34 protein-coding genes are annotated in these 18,409 nt (G+C 40.2%); 33 read left to right on the top strand and 1 reads right to left on the bottom strand.

All coding sequences use genetic code 11. The features are described 5' to 3' along the window. Nucleotides 1-16 precede the first annotated feature (16 nt). The gene (gene tuf, locus FCJ93_RS18265) at nucleotides 17-1,204 is read left to right on the top strand and encodes an elongation factor Tu (RefSeq protein ID WP_095313715.1); all 1,188 of its coding nucleotides are present in this window, start codon (nucleotides 17-19) and stop codon (nucleotides 1,202-1,204) included. Between the two features lie 98 nt (nucleotides 1,205-1,302). On the opposite strand, the gene FCJ93_RS18260 is transcribed toward tuf, so the two are convergent. Then, nucleotides 1,303-1,671, bottom strand: a complete 369-nt coding sequence (locus FCJ93_RS18260) for a winged helix-turn-helix transcriptional regulator (protein ID WP_095313717.1) — start codon at nucleotides 1,669-1,671, stop codon at nucleotides 1,303-1,305. A gap of 121 nt (nucleotides 1,672-1,792) precedes the next feature. Between FCJ93_RS18260 and FCJ93_RS18255 the strand changes: the two genes are divergently transcribed. The 32 genes from FCJ93_RS18255 to rplQ all read left to right on the top strand — a co-directional run bounded on the left by FCJ93_RS18255 (nucleotide 1,793) and on the right by rplQ (nucleotide 18,139). Then, nucleotides 1,793-2,410, top strand: coding sequence for a nitroreductase family protein (locus tag FCJ93_RS18255; protein ID WP_137744331.1), 618 nt, complete (start codon nucleotides 1,793-1,795; stop codon nucleotides 2,408-2,410). Between the two features lie 496 nt (nucleotides 2,411-2,906). Beyond that, on the top strand, nucleotides 2,907-3,215 hold the full coding sequence (rpsJ, locus tag FCJ93_RS18250; RefSeq protein ID WP_003354783.1) for a 30S ribosomal protein S10: 309 nt from the start codon (nucleotides 2,907-2,909) through the stop codon (nucleotides 3,213-3,215). Between the two features lie 79 nt (nucleotides 3,216-3,294). Continuing rightward, nucleotides 3,295-3,921 (top strand): 50S ribosomal protein L3, encoded by a 627-nt coding sequence (rplC, locus tag FCJ93_RS18245; RefSeq protein WP_095313721.1) that lies wholly within the window; start codon nucleotides 3,295-3,297, stop codon nucleotides 3,919-3,921. 28 nt (nucleotides 3,922-3,949) lie between these two features. Further along, nucleotides 3,950-4,573 (top strand): 50S ribosomal protein L4, encoded by a 624-nt coding sequence (rplD, locus tag FCJ93_RS18240; protein ID WP_095313723.1) that lies wholly within the window; start codon nucleotides 3,950-3,952, stop codon nucleotides 4,571-4,573. Continuing rightward, entirely contained in the window at nucleotides 4,573-4,857 is a 285-nt protein-coding gene (gene rplW / locus FCJ93_RS18235) for a 50S ribosomal protein L23 (protein WP_095313724.1), read from the top strand. Before rplD ends, rplW begins: the two co-directional genes overlap by 1 nt. 31 nt (nucleotides 4,858-4,888) lie before the next feature. Further along, nucleotides 4,889-5,719: a 50S ribosomal protein L2 gene (rplB, locus tag FCJ93_RS18230; protein ID WP_095313727.1), complete on the top strand. Its 831-nt coding sequence runs from the start codon at nucleotides 4,889-4,891 to the stop codon at nucleotides 5,717-5,719. Nucleotides 5,720-5,779: 60 nt separating this feature from the next. After that, nucleotides 5,780-6,058 carry a 30S ribosomal protein S19 gene (rpsS, locus tag FCJ93_RS18225; protein ID WP_095313729.1) on the top strand — a complete coding sequence of 93 codons (279 nt, stop codon included), beginning with the start codon at nucleotides 5,780-5,782 and terminating at the stop codon, nucleotides 6,056-6,058. A gap of 17 nt (nucleotides 6,059-6,075) precedes the next feature. After that, nucleotides 6,076-6,417: a 50S ribosomal protein L22 gene (gene rplV / locus FCJ93_RS18220; RefSeq protein ID WP_095313732.1), complete on the top strand. Its 342-nt coding sequence runs from the start codon at nucleotides 6,076-6,078 to the stop codon at nucleotides 6,415-6,417. A 3-nt stretch (nucleotides 6,418-6,420) separates the two neighbouring features. Further along, complete coding sequence (gene rpsC, locus FCJ93_RS18215) at nucleotides 6,421-7,077, top strand: 30S ribosomal protein S3 (RefSeq protein WP_019157091.1); 657 nt, start codon at nucleotides 6,421-6,423, stop codon at nucleotides 7,075-7,077. Between the two features lies 1 nt (nucleotide 7,078). Further along, nucleotides 7,079-7,513, top strand: coding sequence for a 50S ribosomal protein L16 (rplP, locus tag FCJ93_RS18210; RefSeq protein WP_095313734.1), 435 nt, complete (start codon nucleotides 7,079-7,081; stop codon nucleotides 7,511-7,513). Next, complete coding sequence (gene rpmC, locus FCJ93_RS18205; protein WP_003351417.1) at nucleotides 7,503-7,706, top strand: 50S ribosomal protein L29; 204 nt, start codon at nucleotides 7,503-7,505, stop codon at nucleotides 7,704-7,706. Before rplP ends, rpmC begins: the two co-directional genes overlap by 11 nt. Before the next feature lie 22 nt (nucleotides 7,707-7,728). After that, entirely contained in the window at nucleotides 7,729-7,992 is a 264-nt protein-coding gene (rpsQ, locus tag FCJ93_RS18200; protein ID WP_019157093.1) for a 30S ribosomal protein S17, read from the top strand. A 40-nt stretch (nucleotides 7,993-8,032) separates the two neighbouring features. Then, nucleotides 8,033-8,401, top strand: coding sequence for a 50S ribosomal protein L14 (rplN, locus tag FCJ93_RS18195; protein ID WP_019157094.1), 369 nt, complete (start codon nucleotides 8,033-8,035; stop codon nucleotides 8,399-8,401). Nucleotides 8,402-8,437: 36 nt separating this feature from the next. Then, entirely contained in the window at nucleotides 8,438-8,749 is a 312-nt protein-coding gene (gene rplX, locus FCJ93_RS18190) for a 50S ribosomal protein L24 (RefSeq protein WP_019157095.1), read from the top strand. 27 nt (nucleotides 8,750-8,776) lie between these two features. Further along, on the top strand, nucleotides 8,777-9,316 hold the full coding sequence (rplE, locus tag FCJ93_RS18185) for a 50S ribosomal protein L5 (protein ID WP_095313737.1): 540 nt from the start codon (nucleotides 8,777-8,779) through the stop codon (nucleotides 9,314-9,316). 25 nt (nucleotides 9,317-9,341) lie between these two features. Beyond that, nucleotides 9,342-9,527, top strand: a complete 186-nt coding sequence (gene rpsN, locus FCJ93_RS18180) for a 30S ribosomal protein S14 (protein WP_001085700.1) — start codon at nucleotides 9,342-9,344, stop codon at nucleotides 9,525-9,527. A gap of 30 nt (nucleotides 9,528-9,557) precedes the next feature. Next, nucleotides 9,558-9,956 carry a 30S ribosomal protein S8 gene (gene rpsH, locus FCJ93_RS18175; RefSeq protein ID WP_095313741.1) on the top strand — a complete coding sequence of 133 codons (399 nt, stop codon included), beginning with the start codon at nucleotides 9,558-9,560 and terminating at the stop codon, nucleotides 9,954-9,956. A gap of 31 nt (nucleotides 9,957-9,987) precedes the next feature. Then, nucleotides 9,988-10,524 (top strand): 50S ribosomal protein L6, encoded by a 537-nt coding sequence (rplF, locus tag FCJ93_RS18170; protein ID WP_095313742.1) that lies wholly within the window; start codon nucleotides 9,988-9,990, stop codon nucleotides 10,522-10,524. Nucleotides 10,525-10,556: 32 nt separating this feature from the next. Further along, nucleotides 10,557-10,919, top strand: coding sequence for a 50S ribosomal protein L18 (gene rplR, locus FCJ93_RS18165; protein ID WP_095313746.1), 363 nt, complete (start codon nucleotides 10,557-10,559; stop codon nucleotides 10,917-10,919). Between the two features lie 23 nt (nucleotides 10,920-10,942). Then, nucleotides 10,943-11,443 carry a 30S ribosomal protein S5 gene (gene rpsE / locus FCJ93_RS18160; RefSeq protein ID WP_095313748.1) on the top strand — a complete coding sequence of 167 codons (501 nt, stop codon included), beginning with the start codon at nucleotides 10,943-10,945 and terminating at the stop codon, nucleotides 11,441-11,443. Nucleotides 11,444-11,456: 13 nt separating this feature from the next. Beyond that, nucleotides 11,457-11,639: a 50S ribosomal protein L30 gene (gene rpmD, locus FCJ93_RS18155; protein WP_095313750.1), complete on the top strand. Its 183-nt coding sequence runs from the start codon at nucleotides 11,457-11,459 to the stop codon at nucleotides 11,637-11,639. 32 nt (nucleotides 11,640-11,671) lie between these two features. Further along, entirely contained in the window at nucleotides 11,672-12,112 is a 441-nt protein-coding gene (gene rplO / locus FCJ93_RS18150) for a 50S ribosomal protein L15 (protein WP_137744330.1), read from the top strand. Continuing rightward, nucleotides 12,112-13,404 carry a preprotein translocase subunit SecY gene (gene secY / locus FCJ93_RS18145; RefSeq protein WP_137744329.1) on the top strand — a complete coding sequence of 431 codons (1,293 nt, stop codon included), beginning with the start codon at nucleotides 12,112-12,114 and terminating at the stop codon, nucleotides 13,402-13,404. Before rplO ends, secY begins: the two co-directional genes overlap by 1 nt. 59 nt (nucleotides 13,405-13,463) lie before the next feature. Then, complete coding sequence (locus tag FCJ93_RS18140) at nucleotides 13,464-14,117, top strand: adenylate kinase (RefSeq protein ID WP_137744328.1); 654 nt, start codon at nucleotides 13,464-13,466, stop codon at nucleotides 14,115-14,117. Next, nucleotides 14,114-14,860: a type I methionyl aminopeptidase gene (map, locus tag FCJ93_RS18135; protein WP_137744327.1), complete on the top strand. Its 747-nt coding sequence runs from the start codon at nucleotides 14,114-14,116 to the stop codon at nucleotides 14,858-14,860. Before FCJ93_RS18140 ends, map begins: the two co-directional genes overlap by 4 nt. Before the next feature lie 15 nt (nucleotides 14,861-14,875). Further along, nucleotides 14,876-15,160 carry a KOW domain-containing RNA-binding protein gene (locus FCJ93_RS18130; protein WP_137744326.1) on the top strand — a complete coding sequence of 95 codons (285 nt, stop codon included), beginning with the start codon at nucleotides 14,876-14,878 and terminating at the stop codon, nucleotides 15,158-15,160. 73 nt (nucleotides 15,161-15,233) lie between these two features. Beyond that, the gene (gene infA, locus FCJ93_RS18125; RefSeq protein ID WP_019157108.1) at nucleotides 15,234-15,452 is read left to right on the top strand and encodes a translation initiation factor IF-1; all 219 of its coding nucleotides are present in this window, start codon (nucleotides 15,234-15,236) and stop codon (nucleotides 15,450-15,452) included. A 232-nt stretch (nucleotides 15,453-15,684) separates the two neighbouring features. Next, entirely contained in the window at nucleotides 15,685-15,798 is a 114-nt protein-coding gene (gene rpmJ / locus FCJ93_RS18120) for a 50S ribosomal protein L36 (RefSeq protein WP_000868344.1), read from the top strand. Between the two features lie 21 nt (nucleotides 15,799-15,819). Then, a complete protein-coding gene (rpsM, locus tag FCJ93_RS18115) occupies nucleotides 15,820-16,185 on the top strand; it encodes a 30S ribosomal protein S13 (RefSeq protein WP_095313762.1) in 366 nt (121 codons plus the stop codon). A 21-nt stretch (nucleotides 16,186-16,206) separates the two neighbouring features. Beyond that, nucleotides 16,207-16,596, top strand: a complete 390-nt coding sequence (gene rpsK, locus FCJ93_RS18110; protein ID WP_019157110.1) for a 30S ribosomal protein S11 — start codon at nucleotides 16,207-16,209, stop codon at nucleotides 16,594-16,596. A gap of 173 nt (nucleotides 16,597-16,769) precedes the next feature. Then, nucleotides 16,770-17,714, top strand: a complete 945-nt coding sequence (locus FCJ93_RS18105) for a DNA-directed RNA polymerase subunit alpha (RefSeq protein WP_095313764.1) — start codon at nucleotides 16,770-16,772, stop codon at nucleotides 17,712-17,714. Nucleotides 17,715-17,776: 62 nt separating this feature from the next. Next, a complete protein-coding gene (gene rplQ / locus FCJ93_RS18100) occupies nucleotides 17,777-18,139 on the top strand; it encodes a 50S ribosomal protein L17 (RefSeq protein ID WP_019157112.1) in 363 nt (120 codons plus the stop codon). Nucleotides 18,140-18,409 lie beyond the last annotated feature (270 nt).

The raw sequence follows: 18,409 nt of genomic DNA, 5'->3' as shown, positions 1-18,409 counted from the left end.
AAGGAGGATTTTCCTAATGGCTAAAGAAAAATTTGACCGTTCAAAACCACACGTTAATATCGGAACTATTGGTCACGTTGACCATGGTAAAACAACTTTAACAGCTGCTATCACAACTGTACTTGCAAAAGCAGGTGGCGGTGAAGCACGCGGCTATGATCAAATCGACAACGCTCCAGAAGAAAAAGAGCGTGGAATCACAATCAACACTTCTCACGTTGAGTATGAAACAGCTAACCGTCACTATGCACACGTTGACTGCCCAGGGCATGCTGACTATGTTAAGAACATGATCACTGGTGCTGCTCAAATGGACGGCGGTATCTTAGTAGTATCTGCTGCTGATGGTCCAATGCCACAAACTCGTGAACATATCCTACTTTCTCGTAACGTAGGTCTTGCACACTTGGTTGTATTCATGAACAAGTGTGATATGGTAGACGACGAAGAACTTCTTGAATTAGTAGAAATGGAAGTTCGTGACCTATTATCAGAATATGAATTCCCTGGTGATGATATTCCTGTAATCAAGGGTTCTGCTCTTAAAGCTCTTGAAGGAGATGCAGCTTGGGAAGAAAAAATCATTGAATTAATGAATGCTGTTGACGAATATGTTCCAAATCCAACTCGTGAGACTGATAAGCCATTCATGATGCCTGTTGAGGACGTATTCTCTATCACTGGTCGTGGAACAGTTGCTACTGGCCGTGTTGAACGTGGTCAAGTTAAAGTTGGTGACGTGGTTGAGATCATTGGTCTTGCTGAAGAGCCAAAATCTACTACAGTAACTGGAGTAGAAATGTTCCGTAAACTTCTTGATTATGCTGAAGCTGGAGACAACATTGGAGCACTTCTTCGTGGGGTTGCTCGTGAAGAAATCCAACGTGGTCAAGTACTTGCTAAACCAGGTTCAATTACACCACACACAAAATTTAAAGCTGAAGTTTACGTATTATCTAAAGACGAAGGTGGACGTCATACTCCATTCTTCTCAAACTATCGTCCTCAGTTCTACTTCCGTACAACTGATGTAACTGGTGTTGTTAATTTACCAGAAGGTGTAGAAATGGTTATGCCTGGAGATAACATTGAAATGAACGTTGAGCTTATTTCTCCAATCGCAATTGAAGATGGTACTAGATTCTCAATCCGTGAAGGCGGACGTACTGTAGGTTCTGGTGTTGTTACTGCGATTGTTGAGTAATAGCTAGACAATATTAAAAGCAGATAGGTGACGACCTATCTGCTTTTTTTATTTATCTTCTATTCTTAATAGTATTATTTGTGGCTAGAGTTAACGCTTCATCGTTTATTCAATATGTCTTTTTGTTCGACCCATTTATGAATGGCGGAAATGATATCCTGCAATCCTTTCCCATTTGGTGTTAACTCGTATTGAACCTTTTTTAAAGATCCCTCCAAATAACTCTTTCTGACAAGTCCTTCTTTTACTAATTCATTTAATCTTTCGGTGAGAAGTCTGTCCGAAATCCCTTCAATCATTTCCATTAATTCATAATATCTTTTAGGTCCGTCAAGTAAAGTATAAATGATCATCCCTACCCATTTTTGACCGATAAATTCAATAGTTTTTTGATAGTTAACGCAAATACTGCTAGGATGTCCGTTTTGATCCAGTTGGGTTCTGTTGTTGTTTGGAGATGATTCCATTTATGTTCCTCCTAGTTTTATTAATACTTGCATTATAACATGAGAGTTCCTCCTTGACTCATTAACTTACAAATGGTAAGTTAATAAAGCTAATGAATAGTAAGTTTAGGAGGAAATCATAATGTCACAACTTGACGAAATTGTACAACAACGTAAGTCGGTCCGCTCTTACGATCCGAATTATACCATTGCTAAAGAGGAGATTGAAAAGCTGTTGCGTCTTGCTTCAGAGGCTCCATCTTCAAGTAATTTACAGCCATGGCGTGTTATCGTAATCAAAAATAAGGAATTGCAAAAAGAACTGCGTGCTATTGGAAACAACCAAGCTCAAATTGAAGAATCTTCTGCAGTTGTTGCTATTCTTAGTGATTCAGAAGCATACAAAAATGCAGAGGAGATTTTCAATCAAAATGTAGCAGAAGGTCATGTTTCTCAAGAAATTGCCAATAACACCATTAAAAATACGTTAAACTTTTATCCAAACGTTCCTGAAGAAACAAGAAAGCTAATTGCTGCCTATGATGCTGGTGCGTTTGCTATGCAGTTCATGCTACTTGCAAAAGATCGTGGATACGATACAGTGACAATGGGTGGTTTTGATAAGGAAAAGTTTGCTAAGCGTTTTGACTTACCTGCAAATGTATTTCCGATAACGCTAATTGCTATCGGAAAAGCCCAAGCTCCAGCTTTCGGGACATCAAGGGTACCGGTGGAGTCTTTTACTACATTCTATGAGTAATTTTATGACATAGGAGCAAGTTAAAATACTGCTCTTGGAAAAAACGTGTTGTTTTTTTCAAGAGCAAATAATTTTTAAGATTATAGTCGTAGAAAACCACCATACCCACAACAGCGGTGTTCAAAGTCCCCGTAATGAAACTAAAACCCCATCAATCTGATCCAGAGCAATCTTCCATTTCATCAATGCTGGGAGAGCATTAATATTTTCTTAACTTAAATTAATTTCGATGTCCTTTTCATTTAATAGTTCGACTATTTCCCGTGTACTTGAAAACGTCAGCGGTAGTCTATATAATAGAACAAGTGTGATTGATAAAGAAATGAAATTTAATATTGCATTTCCTTTATGATTCATTGTATAATAGACAATGTTGGTCTTTGACTGCGATGATGTGGAAGGTTGCTGACACACCCGGCCGCTTTGCCATGGCGAGTGTGTGGGAAATTTTCACGGAGAATGTCTATTTTAAAATAGGCGAAAAGGAGGGAAAATAATGGCAAAACAAAAGATTCGTATCCGTTTGAAAGCATATGATCACAGAATTCTTGATCAATCTGCAGAAAAAATTGTGGAAACAGCAAAGCGTTCTGGTGCTGCTGTATCAGGTCCGATACCATTACCAACCGAAAAATCTGTTTATACAATTCTTCGTGCGGTGCATAAGTACAAGGACTCTCGTGAGCAATTTGAGATGCGTACTCATAAGCGTCTAATCGACATTGTGAACCCAACACCACAAACTGTTGATTCATTAATGCGTTTAGACTTACCATCTGGCGTAGATATCGAAATTAAACTTTAATTTTGAACTATAAAAGATGTAACATTGAAACTTCAAACAATGAAATAAAAGATGATAATTAATAGGAGGTGTGACTGTAATGACCAAAGGAATCTTAGGAAGAAAAATCGGTATGACTCAAGTATTTGCTGAAAATGGTGATCTTATCCCGGTAACAGTTGTTGAAGCAGCTCCAAACGTAGTTCTTCAAAAGAAAACTGTTGAAACTGACGGATATGTATCTGTGCAATTAGGTTTTGATGACAAGCGTGAAAAGCTATCAAACAAACCTGAAAAGGGACATGTCGCAAAGGCAAGTACTGCTCCTAAGCGCTTCGTACGTGAATTCCGCGGGGAAGGTTTAGCTGAGTTAGAGATTGGTCAGGAAGTCAAAGTAGATGTATTCGCTGAAGGCGATATCGTAGATGTAACAGGAATCTCAAAGGGTAAAGGTTTCCAAGGCTCTATCAAGCGCCACGGGCAATCTCGCGGACCAATGGCACACGGTTCTCGTTATCACCGTCGCCCAGGTTCTATGGGTCCTGTAGCTCCAAACCGCGTATTTAAAGGTAAAGCATTACCAGGTCGTATGGGTGGCGAGCAAATTACTGTACAAAACCTTGAAATTGTAAAGGTTGACGTTGAACGTAACTTATTATTAATCAAAGGTAACGTACCGGGAGCTAAAAAAGCTCTATTAAAAATCAAAAGTGCGGTTAAAGCATAATCATTAAGGCAGAAAGGAGGAAACAAGAATGCCAAAAGTAACATTGTTTAGCCAAGCTGGATCTCAAGTTGGTGAAATCGAGCTTAATGATTCCATCTTTGGTATTGAGCCTAATAACCATGTGTTATTTGAAGCTGTTGTAGCTCAAAGAGCTTCTTTACGTCAAGGAACTCATAAAACAAAAATCCGTTCTGAAGTAGCTGGCGGTGGTCGTAAGCCATGGCGTCAAAAAGGAACTGGTCGCGCACGTCAAGGTTCGATCCGTTCTCCACAATGGCGCGGAGGTGGTACTGTATTCGGTCCTGTACCTCGCAGCTATAGCTATAAATTACCGAAAAAAGTTCGTCGCTTAGCGATTAAATCGGCATTATCTTCTAAAGTAGTAGAAGAAAACATTTTAGTATTAGAAAGCCTTGCTTTCGAAACTCCAAAAACTAAAGACTTCAAAGGTTTCCTAAAAGGTCTTTCTGTTGATTCAAAAGCACTTATTGTTACAGCTGATTTAGATGAAAACGTAGCATTATCTGCTCGTAACATCCCTGGTGTAACAGTTGTAACTGCTAGTGGAATCAACGTATTGGATGTTTTAGGTCATGACAAGTTAATCATGACAAAAGCAGCGGTTGAAAAAGTAGAGGAGGTGCTTGCATAATGGATGCACGCGAAATCATTAAGCGCCCCGTTATCACTGAACGTTCAACTGATTTAATGACTGAGAAAAAGTACACTTTCGAAGTTGACGTTAGAGCGAATAAAACTCAAGTTAAAGATGCTGTTGAAGAAATCTTCGGCGTTAAAGTTGAGAAAGTAAACGTTCAAAACTATAAAGGTAAATTTAAGCGTATGGGTAAATTTGGCGGTTACACAAATAAACGTCGTAAAGCCATCGTTAAATTAACTGCAGACAGCAAAGAAATCGAATTCTTTGAGGTTTAATTGATTAAAAGAAGAAGAGGAGGGAAAACAAATGGCGATTAAAAAGTATAAACCTACCTCTAATGGTCGTCGCGGTATGACGGTATCTGATTTCGCAGAGATCACAACAGATAAGCCGGAAAAATCATTACTTGCTCCTTTAAAAAGTAAGGGTGGCCGTAACAACCAAGGTAAGTTAACAGTTCGTCATCAAGGTGGCGGTCATAAGCGTCAATATCGTATCATCGATTTTAAACGTAACAAAGATGGCATTCCAGGCCGCGTTGCTACAATCGAATACGATCCAAACCGTTCAGCAAACATTGCATTAATTCATTATGTTGATGGAGAAAAGCGTTACATCCTAGCTCCTAAGAATTTAGAAGTAGGTATGGAGGTAATGTCTGGACCTGAGGCAGATATTAAAGTAGGAAATGCTCTACCTTTAGCAAATATTCCTGTTGGTACAGTCGTACACAACATCGAATTAAAGCCAGGTAAGGGTGGACAATTAGTACGTTCTGCAGGTACGTCTGCACAAGTTCTTGGTAAAGAGGGCAAATACGTACTAGTTCGTTTAAACTCTGGTGAGGTTCGTATGATTCTTGCTACTTGTCGTGCAACTGTAGGTCAAGTTGGTAACGAGCAACATGAACTTATCAACATTGGTAAAGCAGGTCGTTCACGCTGGTTAGGCAAACGCCCAACTGTACGTGGATCTGTTATGAACCCTAACGATCACCCACACGGTGGTGGTGAAGGACGTGCGCCAATCGGACGTAAGTCACCAATGTCACCATGGGGTAAACCAACACTTGGTGCGAAAACTCGTAAGAAAAACAATAAATCAGATAAATTTATCGTACGTCGTCGTAAAAAATAACGGGATTGGGCTACGGTTCCAACTAAGAGCCGTAGGGCAATCGCGAAGGGAGGTTCAATCATGGGTCGCAGCTTAAAAAAAGGACCTTTTGTTGATGAACATTTAATGAACAAGATCGAAAAGCTAAATGAAACAGAAGGCAAACAAGTGGTAAAAACTTGGTCACGCCGTTCTACGATCTTCCCACAATTCATCGGACACACAATCGCTGTTTATGATGGTCGTAAACATGTACCTGTATACGTCACTGAAGACATGGTCGGTCACAAGCTTGGAGAATTTGCTCCAACTCGTACTTACAAAGGTCATGCAAGTGATGACAAGAAAACAAGACGTTAATGAGAGGAGGCATTCAGATGCAAGCAAAAGCTGTTGCAAGAACAGTCCGTATTGCGCCTCGTAAAGCTCGTTTAGTTGTAGATCTAATTCGAGGAAAGCAAGTAGGTGAAGCAGTAGCGATATTAAAACATACGCCAAAAGCTGCTTCTCCAATCGTTGAAAAATTATTAAATTCTGCTATGGCAAATGCCGAGCATAACTACGAAATGGACGTTAATAGCCTTGTAGTTTCGGAAGTTTTCGTTGACGAGGGACCAACTCTAAAACGTTTCCGTCCACGTGCAATGGGTCGTGCAAGTGCAATCAACAAGCGCACTAGCCACATTACAATCGTATTAACAGAAAAGAAGGAGGGATAATCAGTGGGTCAAAAAGTAAATCCAGTCGGTTTGCGTATCGGTGTCATCCGTGATTGGGAGTCTAAGTGGTACGCAGGTAAAGACTATGCTGATCTTTTACACGAAGACCTAAAGGTTCGTGAGTATATCACTAAGCGTTTAAGTGATGCTTCTGTTTCTAAAGTAGAAATCGAGCGTGCTGCTAACCGCGTTAACATCACTATCCATACTGCTAAACCAGGAATGGTTATTGGTAAAGGTGGTACTGAGGTTGAAGCGTTACGTAAAGCTCTTAACTCACTTACTGGCAAACGTGTACACATCAACATTCTTGAAATCAAAAAAGCTGATATCGATGCGAAATTAGTTGCGGAAAACATTGCTCGCCAATTAGAAAACCGCGTATCTTTCCGTCGTGCTCAAAAACAAGTTATTCAACGTGCAATGCGCGCTGGAGCTCAAGGTATCAAAACTATGGTATCTGGTCGTCTTGGCGGAGCTGACATCGCTCGTTCTGAAAGCTATAGCGAAGGAACTGTTCCACTTCATACTCTTCGTGCTGATATCGATTACGCTACTGCTGAAGCAGATACAACTTACGGAAAGCTTGGCGTAAAAGTATGGATCTATAAGGGAGAAGTCCTTCCAACTAAGAAGAAAACTGAGGAAGGAGGCAAATAATATGTTAGTGCCTAAACGCGTTAAATATCGTCGTCAACACCGTGGAAAAATGCGCGGTCAAGCGAAGGGCGGTACTGAAGTTAATTTCGGTGAATTCGGTTTACAAGCAACTGAGGCATCTTGGATTACAAACCGTCAAATTGAAGCTGCACGTATTGCGATGACTCGTTATATGAAACGTGGCGGTAAAGTTTGGATTAAAATTTTCCCGCATAAGCCTTACACAGCTAAGCCTCTTGAAGTCCGCATGGGTTCCGGTAAAGGTGCTCCAGAAGGATGGGTTGCAGTTGTTAAACCTGGGAAAGTAATGTTTGAAATCGCAGGTGTTTCTGAAGAAATCGCACGTGAAGCATTACGACTTGCATCACACAAACTTCCTGTAAAATGTAAGTTTGTAAAACGAGAAGAAATTGGTGGTGAATCAAATGAAAGCTAATGAAATTCGTGACCTTACCACTGCCGAAATAGAACAAAAAGTTAAATCATTAAAAGAAGAGCTTTTCAACCTGCGCTTTCAATTGGCGACTGGACAACTTGAAAATACAGCTCGCATCCGTGAAGTACGCAAAGCGATTGCTCGCATGAAAACTGTTATTCGTGAAAGAGAGATCGGCGTCAATAATCGATAATCTTTGAGAGGAGGTTCGCACAATGAGTGAACGCAACCAACGCAAAGTTTACACTGGACGTGTCGTTTCAGACAAAATGGATAAGACAGTTACTGTACTTGTTGAAACATACAAGAAGCATCCATTATACGGTAAACGCGTTAAGTACTCTAAAAAGTACAAAGCTCATGATGAGCAGAACCAAGCAAAAATCGGCGATGTTGTACGTATTATGGAAACTCGCCCACTTTCCGCAACTAAACGTTTCCGTTTAGTAGAAGTAGTAGAAAAAGCTGTCATTATATAATGCTCGGAATTAGTTTTCATCCCGAAGGGAGGTTACACAAATGATTCAACAAGAAACACGTTTAAAAGTTGCTGATAACTCAGGTGCTCGTGAAGTACTTACCATTAAAGTTCTTGGTGGTTCAGGCCGCAAAACTGCTAATATTGGTGATGTTATCGTTTGTACAGTGAAACAAGCAACACCAGGAGGCGTTGTTAAAAAAGGCGACGTTGTAAAGGCTGTTATTGTTCGTACAAAGAGCGGAGCACGTCGTACTGATGGTTCATACATTCGTTTCGATGAAAACGCATGTGTAATTATCCGTGACGACAAGAGCCCACGTGGAACACGTATTTTCGGACCAGTTGCTCGCGAACTCCGTGATAATAACTTTATGAAAATTGTATCATTAGCTCCAGAAGTACTATAATTTCAAAACTAATTGCCTTTAAGGAGGTGCGAACAGATGCATGTAAAAAAAGGTGATAAAGTAATGGTCATCTCTGGTAAGGATAAAGGCAAATCAGGTGTGATTTTAGCAGCTTACCCAAAACAAAGCCGTGTCTTAGTTGAAGGTGTAAATATCGTTAAAAAACACTCTAAGCCTAGCCAAGTGAATCCTAACGGTGGAATCATCAGCCAGGAGGCACCTATTCATGTATCAAACGTAATGCCAATCGATCCGAAGTCTGGTGAGCCAACTCGCGTAGGCTACAAAGTGGAAGATGGCAAAAAAGTACGTGTTGCAAAAAAATCCGGTGAAGTTCTAGATAAATAGTTCAAATGAAGAAGGGAGGTACAATGAATGAACCGCCTAAAAGAAAAGTATCAAAAAGAAATCACTCCTGCTCTAATGAGCAAGTTTAACTATAAATCAGTTATGCAAGTGCCTAAGTTAGAAAAAATCGTTATCAACATGGGTGTTGGTGATGCAGTACAAAACGCAAAAGCATTAGATAACGCAGTTGAAGAATTAGCGACAATTACTGGTCAAAAACCGGTTGTAACTCGCGCTAAAAAATCAATCGCTGGTTTCCGTCTTCGTGAAGGGATGCCAATCGGTGCAAAAGTTACCCTTCGTGGTGAGCGTATGTACGAATTCTTCGATAAATTAGTTTCTGTATCTTTACCACGTGTACGTGACTTCCGCGGTATCTCTAAGAAATCATTTGATGGTCGTGGTAACTACACTTTAGGTGTAAAAGAACAGTTAATCTTCCCTGAAATTGATTATGATAAAGTAAGCAAGGTTCGTGGTATGGATATCGTTATCGTTACTACAGCTAATACTGATGAAGAAGCTCGTGAACTTTTAACTCAATTTGGAATGCCATTCCAAAAGTAATCGCTAAAATAAGGGAGGCGAAAACGTGGCTAAAAAGTCAATGATTGCGAAGCAAAAACGCACGCCGAAATTTAAGGTACAAGAATATACACGCTGCGAACGTTGTGGGCGTCCACATTCTGTATACCGTAAATTTAAGCTCTGCCGTATTTGTTTCCGTGAATTAGCATACAAAGGACAAATTCCTGGTGTGAAAAAAGCTAGCTGGTAAACCCCATTTCTGGGAAGGAGGTAAAAAACAATGGTCATGACAGATCCAATTGCAGATTTGCTAACTCGCATCCGTAATGCGAATATGGTTCGTCACGAAAAATTAGAGGTTCCTGCTTCTAATATTAAGAAAGAGATCGCTGAAATTTTAAAGCGTGAAGGTTTCATTCGTGATGTTGAATATATCGAGGATAACAAGCAAGGCATCATTCGTATTTTCTTAAAATACGGTGCTAACAACGAACGTGTTATCACAGGTTTAAAACGTATCAGCAAGCCTGGTCTTCGTGTTTATGCTAAAACGAACGAAGTACCACGTGTACTAAACGGACTTGGTATCGCATTAGTATCTACTTCTCAAGGCGTTCTTACAGATAAAGAAGCTCGCGCTAAACAAGTTGGCGGAGAAGTATTAGCTTACGTTTGGTAATAGAGTTTCTTAAAGAATGGAGGTGCAATAAATGTCTCGTGTAGGAAAAAAACCAATTGAAATTCCAGCAGGTGTTACCGTTACTATTAACGGCAGCGTCGTAACTGTAAAAGGTCCTAAAGGTGAATTAAGTCGTTCATTCAGCCCTGATATGGAAATTAAAATGGAAGAGAACGTAATTAACGTAGTTCGTCCTTCTGAATCTAAAGAACACCGTACTATTCACGGTACAACTCGTGCACTACTTGCAAACATGGTAGAAGGTGTTTCTAAAGGTTTTGAAAGAAATTTAGAACTTATCGGTGTCGGTTACCGTGCTCAAAAGCAAGGAAAGAAACTTGTATTGAACGTTGGTTACTCTCATCCTGTTGAAATCGAGCCTGAAGAAGGCCTTGAAATCGAAGTTCCTTCAAATACTAAGGTAACTGTAAAAGGAATTAACAAAGAGCGTGTTGGTGCATTAGCAGCTAACATCCGTGATGTTCGTCCGCCAGAGCCTTATAAAGGTAAAGGAATTCGTTACGAAGGCGAATATGTTCGTCGTAAAGAAGGTAAAACAGGTAAGTAATGCCGCGTAGGTAAACGAAAGGAGTGACCTAAATGATTACGAAGGCTGATAAAAATGCAACCCGTAAGAAAAGACACGCACGTGTGCGTTCTAAACTTTCTGGTACTGCAGCTCGTCCTCGTTTAAATGTGTTCCGTTCTAGCAAACACATTTATGCGCAACTCATTGACGATGTGAATGGAGTTACTTTAGTAAGTGCTTCAACTTTAGATAAAGAAGTTAGTCTTGAATCTACTGGAAACGTTGATGCAGCAGTTAAGGTCGGAGAATTGGTTGCAAAGCGCGCAGTAGAAAAAGGTTTAAAAGCTGTTGTTTTTGACCGTGGAGGTTATTTATATCACGGACGTGTGAAAGCTTTGGCTGATGCAGCTCGTGAAAATGGGTTAGAATTTTAAGAGACAAAGGAGGGACACAATAGATGCGTCGTATTGATCCAAACAAACTTGAACTTGAAGAACGCGTAGTTACAGTTAATCGTGTAGCGAAGGTTGTAAAAGGTGGACGTCGTTTTCGTTTCTCTGCTCTTGTAGTAGTAGGAGACAAAAACGGTCACGTTGGATTTGGTACTGGGAAAGCTCAAGAGGTACCAGATGCTATCCGTAAAGCAATTGAAGATGCGAAGAAAAACTTAATCGAAGTGCCTATGGTAGGATCTACTCTTCCTCACCAAGTTATCGGACACTTTGGCGCTGGTGAAATTCTTCTTAAGCCAGCTTCTGAAGGTACAGGAGTTATCGCTGGAGGACCAGTTCGTGCGGTTCTGGAATTGGCTGGTGTTGGTGATATCCTTTCTAAATCATTAGGAACAAATACACCAATTAATATGGTTCGTGCCACTGTGGACGGATTAAAACAATTAAAACGTGCTGAAGACGTAGCGAAATTACGTGGTAAGTCAGTAGAAGAACTGTTAGGATAAGGAGGGAAATCAAATGGCTAACAAATTAGAAATTACCCTCACTCGCAGTGTTATTGGTCGCCCACAGGATCAAAAGGAAACTGTTAAAGCATTAGGTCTTCGCAAAATGCATCAAACAGTGGAGAAAAATGATAATCCTGCTATCCGTGGAATGATTAACAAAGTTGCTCACTTAGTAACAGTGAAAGAAATATAATTTAATTCTTCTTAAAATAAGGAGGTGCCAACATGAAACTTCATGAATTAAAACCTGCAGAAGGATCTCGTCACGAACGTAAACGTAAGGGACGCGGTATTGGGTCTGGTAATGGTAAGACTGCTGGTAAAGGTCATAAAGGTCAAAATGCTCGTTCGGGCGGTGGCGTACGTCCAGGATTTGAGGGTGGTCAAACACCTCTATTCCGTCGTTTACCAAAACGTGGATTTACAAATATCAACCGTAAAGAGTATGCGATCGTTAACCTTGATGCTTTAAATCGTTTCGAAGACGGTACAGTCGTTTCTCCAGAACTTCTTATCGAAACAGGGATTGTAAGCAAAGAAAAAGCAGGAATCAAGATTCTTGCTAACGGCAAGTTAGAGAAAAAGCTTACAATTAAAGCTCATAAATTCTCCTCTGCTGCTAAGGAAGCAATTGAAGCTGCCGGCGGTAACTTAGAGGTGATTTAATGTTTCAGACAATCTCCAATTTTATGCGCGTGGGTGATATAAGACGAAAGATCATATTCACCCTTTTAATGTTGATTGTTTTCCGAATCGGTACATTTATTCCCGTACCGGGAGTGGATGCTGAAGTTTTAAAAGCTCAGGATCAGCTAAATGTATTTGGTGTACTAAATACGTTTGGCGGTGGTGCATTATTGAACTTCTCGATTTTAGCGATGGGAATCATGCCGTACATTACAGCGTCGATCATCATTCAATTGCTACAAATGGATGTTGTACCGAAGTTTACGGAATGGTCTAAGCAAGGAGAAGTGGGACGTCGTAAATTAGCTCAATTTACACGTTATTTCACCATCGTTCTAGGGTTCATTCAGGCTTTTGGGATGTCGTATGGTTTCAACAACATGGCTGGCGGAATGTTAATTAACAACCCTGGTATCGCTAGCTATTTGCTAATTGCTACGGTTTTAACGGCAGGAACGGCGTTTTTAATGTGGCTTGGCGAGCAAATTACGTCCAAGGGTGTTGGTAACGGAATCTCGATTATCATCTTTGCAGGTATCGTATCAGGAATCCCTTCAACATTAAATCAAATTTATGCTCAACAATTCGAAAACGCTGGAGATGCGCTATTCATTCGTATCGTGACCATGCTTCTTATTTTGGTTGCTGTCATTGCGATTATTGTTGGAGTTATTTTCGTTAACCAAGCGTTACGTAAAATTCCAATCCAATACGCGAAACGTATGGTGGCGGGGCGTACGCCTACTGGTCAATCCACACATTTACCGTTAAAAGTAAATGCTGCTGGAGTTATTCCGGTTATCTTTGCAATTTCATTTATTGTAACACCTACCACGATTGCGCAGTTTTTTGAACAAAACAATGTTACATTGTGGATTCAAAGAGTTTTTGATTATTCACAGCCAATCGGAATGGTAATCTATAGCGCACTAATTATTGCGTTTACTTATTTTTATGCCTTTATTCAAGTTAATCCTGAACAGGTAGCTGATAACTTGAAGAAACAAGGTGGTTATATTCCAGGTATTCGTCCAGGGAAGAGTACACAGGAATATTTAACTCGTGTCTTATATCGTTTAACATTTGTTGGTGCGATTTTCTTAGCGGCTATTGCAATATTGCCGGTGTTTTTCGTAAATTTTGCTGGTTTGCCTCAGTCTGCGCAAATCGGTGGAACAAGTTTGCTTATCGTGATTGGGGTTGCCCTTGAAACGATGAAACAACTTGAAGCTCAGCTTGTTAAACGTCACTATAAAGGTTTTATTAAATAATTCGGTCGTGGGGACAACTAACTGGTTCCCATACCGTTTTAGCCTAAGGAGGAATTCACGTGAATTTAGTTTTAATGGGTCTTCCGGGTGCCGGTAAAGGTACACAAGCCGAGAAAATCGTCGAAAAATACGGCATTCCTCATATTTCAACAGGCGACATGTTTCGTGCAGCAATGAAAGAAGGTACGGAATTAGGCTTAAAAGCTAAATCTTTTATGGATCAAGGAGCGCTTGTTCCAGACGAAGTAACAATCGGAATTGTGAAAGAACGGTTAAGCAAAGAAGATTGTCAAAATGGATTCTTGTTGGATGGTTTTCCAAGAACAGTTCCTCAAGCAGAGGCTCTGGAATCCATTCTGGTTGAATTGGGGAAAAAGATTGATTTCGTTTTGAATATTGATGTTGATCAAAGCATTTTAATGGAGCGATTAACAGGACGCCGCATTTGTAAAAACTGTGGTGCCACTTATCACTTAGTATTCAATCCTCCTGCCGTAGCGGGTGTATGTAATCGTTGTGGTGGGGAACTGTACCAACGTGCAGATGATAATGCTGAAACGGTAAATAATCGCCTTCAGGTAAACATCGAACAAGCGAAACCATTACTTGATTTCTACGAAACAAAAGGGTACTTGAGAAATATTGACGGCAAACAGGATATTAATAAAGTGTTTGTTGATATAGATCATCTCCTCGGGGGCATAACTGCATGATTATATGTAAAACCCCTAGGGAAATTGAAATCATGCGTGAAGCTGGACGGATTGTAGCATTAACCCATCAGGAATTGAAAAAACATATTGCTCCTGGGATAACGACAAAAGAGCTGGATGAAATTGCCGAAGCATTTATTCGTTCTCATCATGCATATCCTTCATTTAAAGGGTATAATGGTTTCTCTGGAAGCATTTGCGCATCTGTGAATGAAGAACTTGTTCATGGTATTCCTGGTAAGCGTGTCTTACAAGAGGGCGATATTATTAGCATTGATATCGGTGCGAAATATGAAGGCTATCACGGTGATTCGGCGTGGACTTACCCTGTTGGTAAAATTGACGAAGTATCTGCACGTCTTTTAGACGTAACAGAACAATCTTTGTACAATGGTCTTAAGGAAGCTGGTCCAGGTGCGCGTCTATCGAACATCTCCAATAGCGTTCAGACGTATGTAGAATCGAATGGTTTTTCTATCGTGCGTGAGTATGTTGGGCATGGAATAGGGCAAGACTTACATGAGGACCCACAAATTCCTCATTATGGTCCACCTAATAAAGGTCCATTGTTAAAACCGGGAATGGTACTTTGCGTAGAACCGATGGTGAATGTGGGAAGTCGTTTTGTTAAAACTTTGGCTGATGATTGGACGGTAGTAACAACAGATGGCAAGAGATGTGCTCATTTTGAGCATACGATTGCGATTACGGAAACCGGCTATGACATTCTAACGATAGTCTAAGAAGGTGATCCAAGGATGGACTATCCTTCTCGATCAAAATTAGGTCAAATAGTCTTAATTTCACACGGGCGAGATGCAGGACAATATGCTATAATAGTAAGGTTGTTAGATGATCGCTTTGTTTTTGTAGCGGACGGCGATAAAAAGAAATTTGACCGGCCGAAAAAGAAGAATCTATTACACCTCGAGCTAATTGATTATGTATCTCTAGAAGTTCAAAGAAGTTTATTAGAAACCGGTCACGTAACGAATGGAAAACTGCGATATGCATTGAAAAAGTTTGAATTCAATAATCAATAAGATTTGTTCACTAGCGTGGAAGGAGAAAGGTTTTTCCACAATATGATAAATCTTTGAAGGGAGACTAAGTTCGATGGCGAAAGATGATGTAATTGAAATTGAAGGTACAGTACTTGAAACTTTGCCGAATGCAATGTTTAAGGTAGAATTAGAAAATGGTCATACAGTGTTAGCTCATGTTTCTGGTAAGATTCGCATGCATTTTATTCGTATTTTACCAGGTGACAAAGTAACTGTTGAGCTATCCCCATATGATTTAACACGCGGAAGAATTACTTACCGCTTTAAATAAGTGAGGCTCTTTTCTCAATCTTTGTTCCTAATCCAAGCCATGTTAGTATCGTATTCATGATTAGTAGGAATGAAATTGTATGTAAGGGCTGAGAAAAGTGCCTGCGTACTATATTAATTGCGGATACAAAGAACTTTAACGTAAAAATCGGCTTTTGGATTTTTACAAACAAGATTGAGTGTAAGAACTGAATAAATCTATTGCACTCCGTACTATCAAGGAGGTTAGGATAATGAAAGTTAGACCATCTGTTAAGCCGATCTGCGAAAAATGTAAAGTTATCCGCAGACGCGGTAAAGTTATGGTTATATGTGAAAACCCTAAGCATAAACAAAAACAAGGTTAATATTAAGGAGGTGCGCATATAATGGCACGTATTGCTGGTGTAGACGTCCCACGTGAAAAGCGTGTAGTGATTTCTCTAACATACATTTATGGTATTGGTAAAAGTACAGCACAAAAGGTTTTAGCTGAAGCTGGTGTTTCTGAAAACACTCGCGTTCGCGATTTAACTGAAGATGAATTAAATAAAATCCGTGACATCATTGACAAGCTAAAGGTTGAAGGGGATCTTCGTCGTGAAGTATCTTTAAACATTAAGCGTCTAATGGAAATCGGAAGCTACCGTGGTCTTCGTCATCGTCGTGGTTTACCTGTTCGCGGTCAAAATACGAAGAACAATGCTCGTACTCGTAAAGGCCCACGTAAAACTGTAGCTAACAAGAAGAAATAATCGGTAAAGGAGGTACTTTAAATGGCTCGTAAAACAAATACACGTAAACGTCGTGTTAAAAAGAATATTGAACAAGGTGTTGCACACATTCGTTCTACTTTCAATAACACAATCGTAACTATTACAGACGTTCATGGAAATGCAATTGCATGGTCCAGTGCTGGTGCATTAGGATTTAAAGGTTCTCGTAAATCTACTCCTTTTGCAGCTCAAATGGCAGCTGAAACAGCAGCGAAGTCTTCTATGGAACACGGAATGAAAACTCTTGAGGTAACAGTTAAAGGTCCTGGTGCAGGTCGTGAAGCAGCTATTCGTGCTCTTCAAGCTGCAGGTCTTGAGGTTACAGCAATTAGAGACGTAACTCCAGTTCCTCATAACGGTTGCCGTCCACCTAAGCGTCGTCGTGTGTAATTTTTCTGTATAGATTTTAAATCCCTGTCTATAATGGGAAAAGTAAGATGTTTTTTGTCAAATAAATACAGAATCATTCATCCAGTTGTTGTGCACAATCGGGAACGTATACAGGGGGAATTTCAGTTAGGACTCTTAACTGAGATTTCGACGTTTTGAAGGAGGGTAATTTGATGATCGAAATAGAAAAACCAAAAATCGAAACGGTTGAGATCAGCGATGATGCAAAGTACGGGAAGTTCGTCGTAGAACCACTTGAGCGTGGATATGGTACTACTTTGGGTAACTCCTTACGTCGTATCCTATTATCGTCACTCCCAGGTGCCGCTGTCACATCGATTCAAGCTGATGGAGTACTTCATGAGTTTCAAACAATTGAAGGCGTCGTTGAAGATGTTACATCTATCATTTTAAACATTAAAAAGCTTGCACTTAAAATCTACTCTGATGAAGAGAAGACGCTTGAGATTGATGTCCAAGGTGAAGGTGTAGTAACAGCAGCCGATATCACTCATGATAGTGATGTTGAGATTTTAAACCCGGATCTTCACATTGCGACCCTAGGTAAAAACGGTAATTTGCGTATGCGATTAACGGCCAAAAGGGGTCGAGGTTATACGCCTGCTGATCAAAACAAGAGAGAAGATCAACCGATCGGTGTCATTCCAATCGATTCAATCTATACTCCAGTTTCACGCGTGGCTTTCCAAGTTGAAAATACGCGTGTCGGCCAATTAACCAACTATGATAAGTTAACTTTAGATGTGTGGACAGATGGAAGTACTGGTCCTCAAGATGCGGTTGCATTAGGAGCTAAGATCTTTACAGAACATTTGAATATCTTCGTTGGGTTAACGGATGAAGCGCAAAATGCTGAAATCATGGTTGAAAAAGAAGAAGATCAAAAAGAAAAAGTTCTTGAGATGACGATTGAGGAACTTGATTTATCAGTTCGTTCATATAACTGCTTAAAGCGTGCAGGCATCAACACTGTTCAGGAATTAGCGAATAAGACTGAAGAAGATATGATGAAGGTACGAAATTTAGGACGTAAATCTCTTGAAGAAGTAAAACATAAATTAGAGGAGCTTGGTTTAGGCTTACGTAAGGATGACTAATTAGTCCCTTAAAGGTGAGATATGCCAATGCTTTAGGACTTCAACAAAGGAGGGAAACTTTCATGGGATACAGAAAGTTAGGACGCACAAGCGCTCAGCGTAAAGCAATGTTACGTGACTTAGCTACAGATTTAATCATCAATGAGCGTATTGAAACAACTGAAGCTCGTGCGAAAGAACTTCGTTCAGTTGTGGAAAAAATGATTACACTTGGAAAACGTGGAGATCTTCATGCTCGCCGTCAAGCTGCTGCTTTCGTTCGCAATGAGATTGCAAATGCTGAAGAAAACCAAGATGCACTACAAAAGTTATTCTCTGATATCGCTACTCGTTACCAAGAGCGTCAAGGTGGATATACTCGTATCATGAAGCTTGGGCCACGTCGTGGAGACGGTGCTCCAATGGTCATTATCGAATTAGTGTAATATCCTTTTTCATGTTTAGCAGCAGCGTCTACACCCTCGAAAAGGAAGAACTTGATCGTTCCTTTGCCATAAATCAATCCATCATTTAAGGGTGGGCTGATCTTGTGCTTGTTGGGTGTGGAAAGGCGCTGACGCTTTTCTACCAAACAAGGGCATAGGACAGTTTGAACAAACTTGTTCATTGCCCTTTTTCTGTAAGAGAAGATTGAACTAAGCCATTACTAGAGTGTTACGATGGGCATGTATCTTTTGGATCTTTATTTTACGCTA

It is taken from the genome of Robertmurraya siralis (assembly GCF_005502275.1).
Lineage (GTDB): Bacteria > Bacillota > Bacilli > Bacillales > Cytobacillaceae > Robertmurraya > Robertmurraya siralis.
Note: the sequence above shows the minus strand (reverse complement) of the source record. Positions and strands in the feature narration are given on the sequence as shown.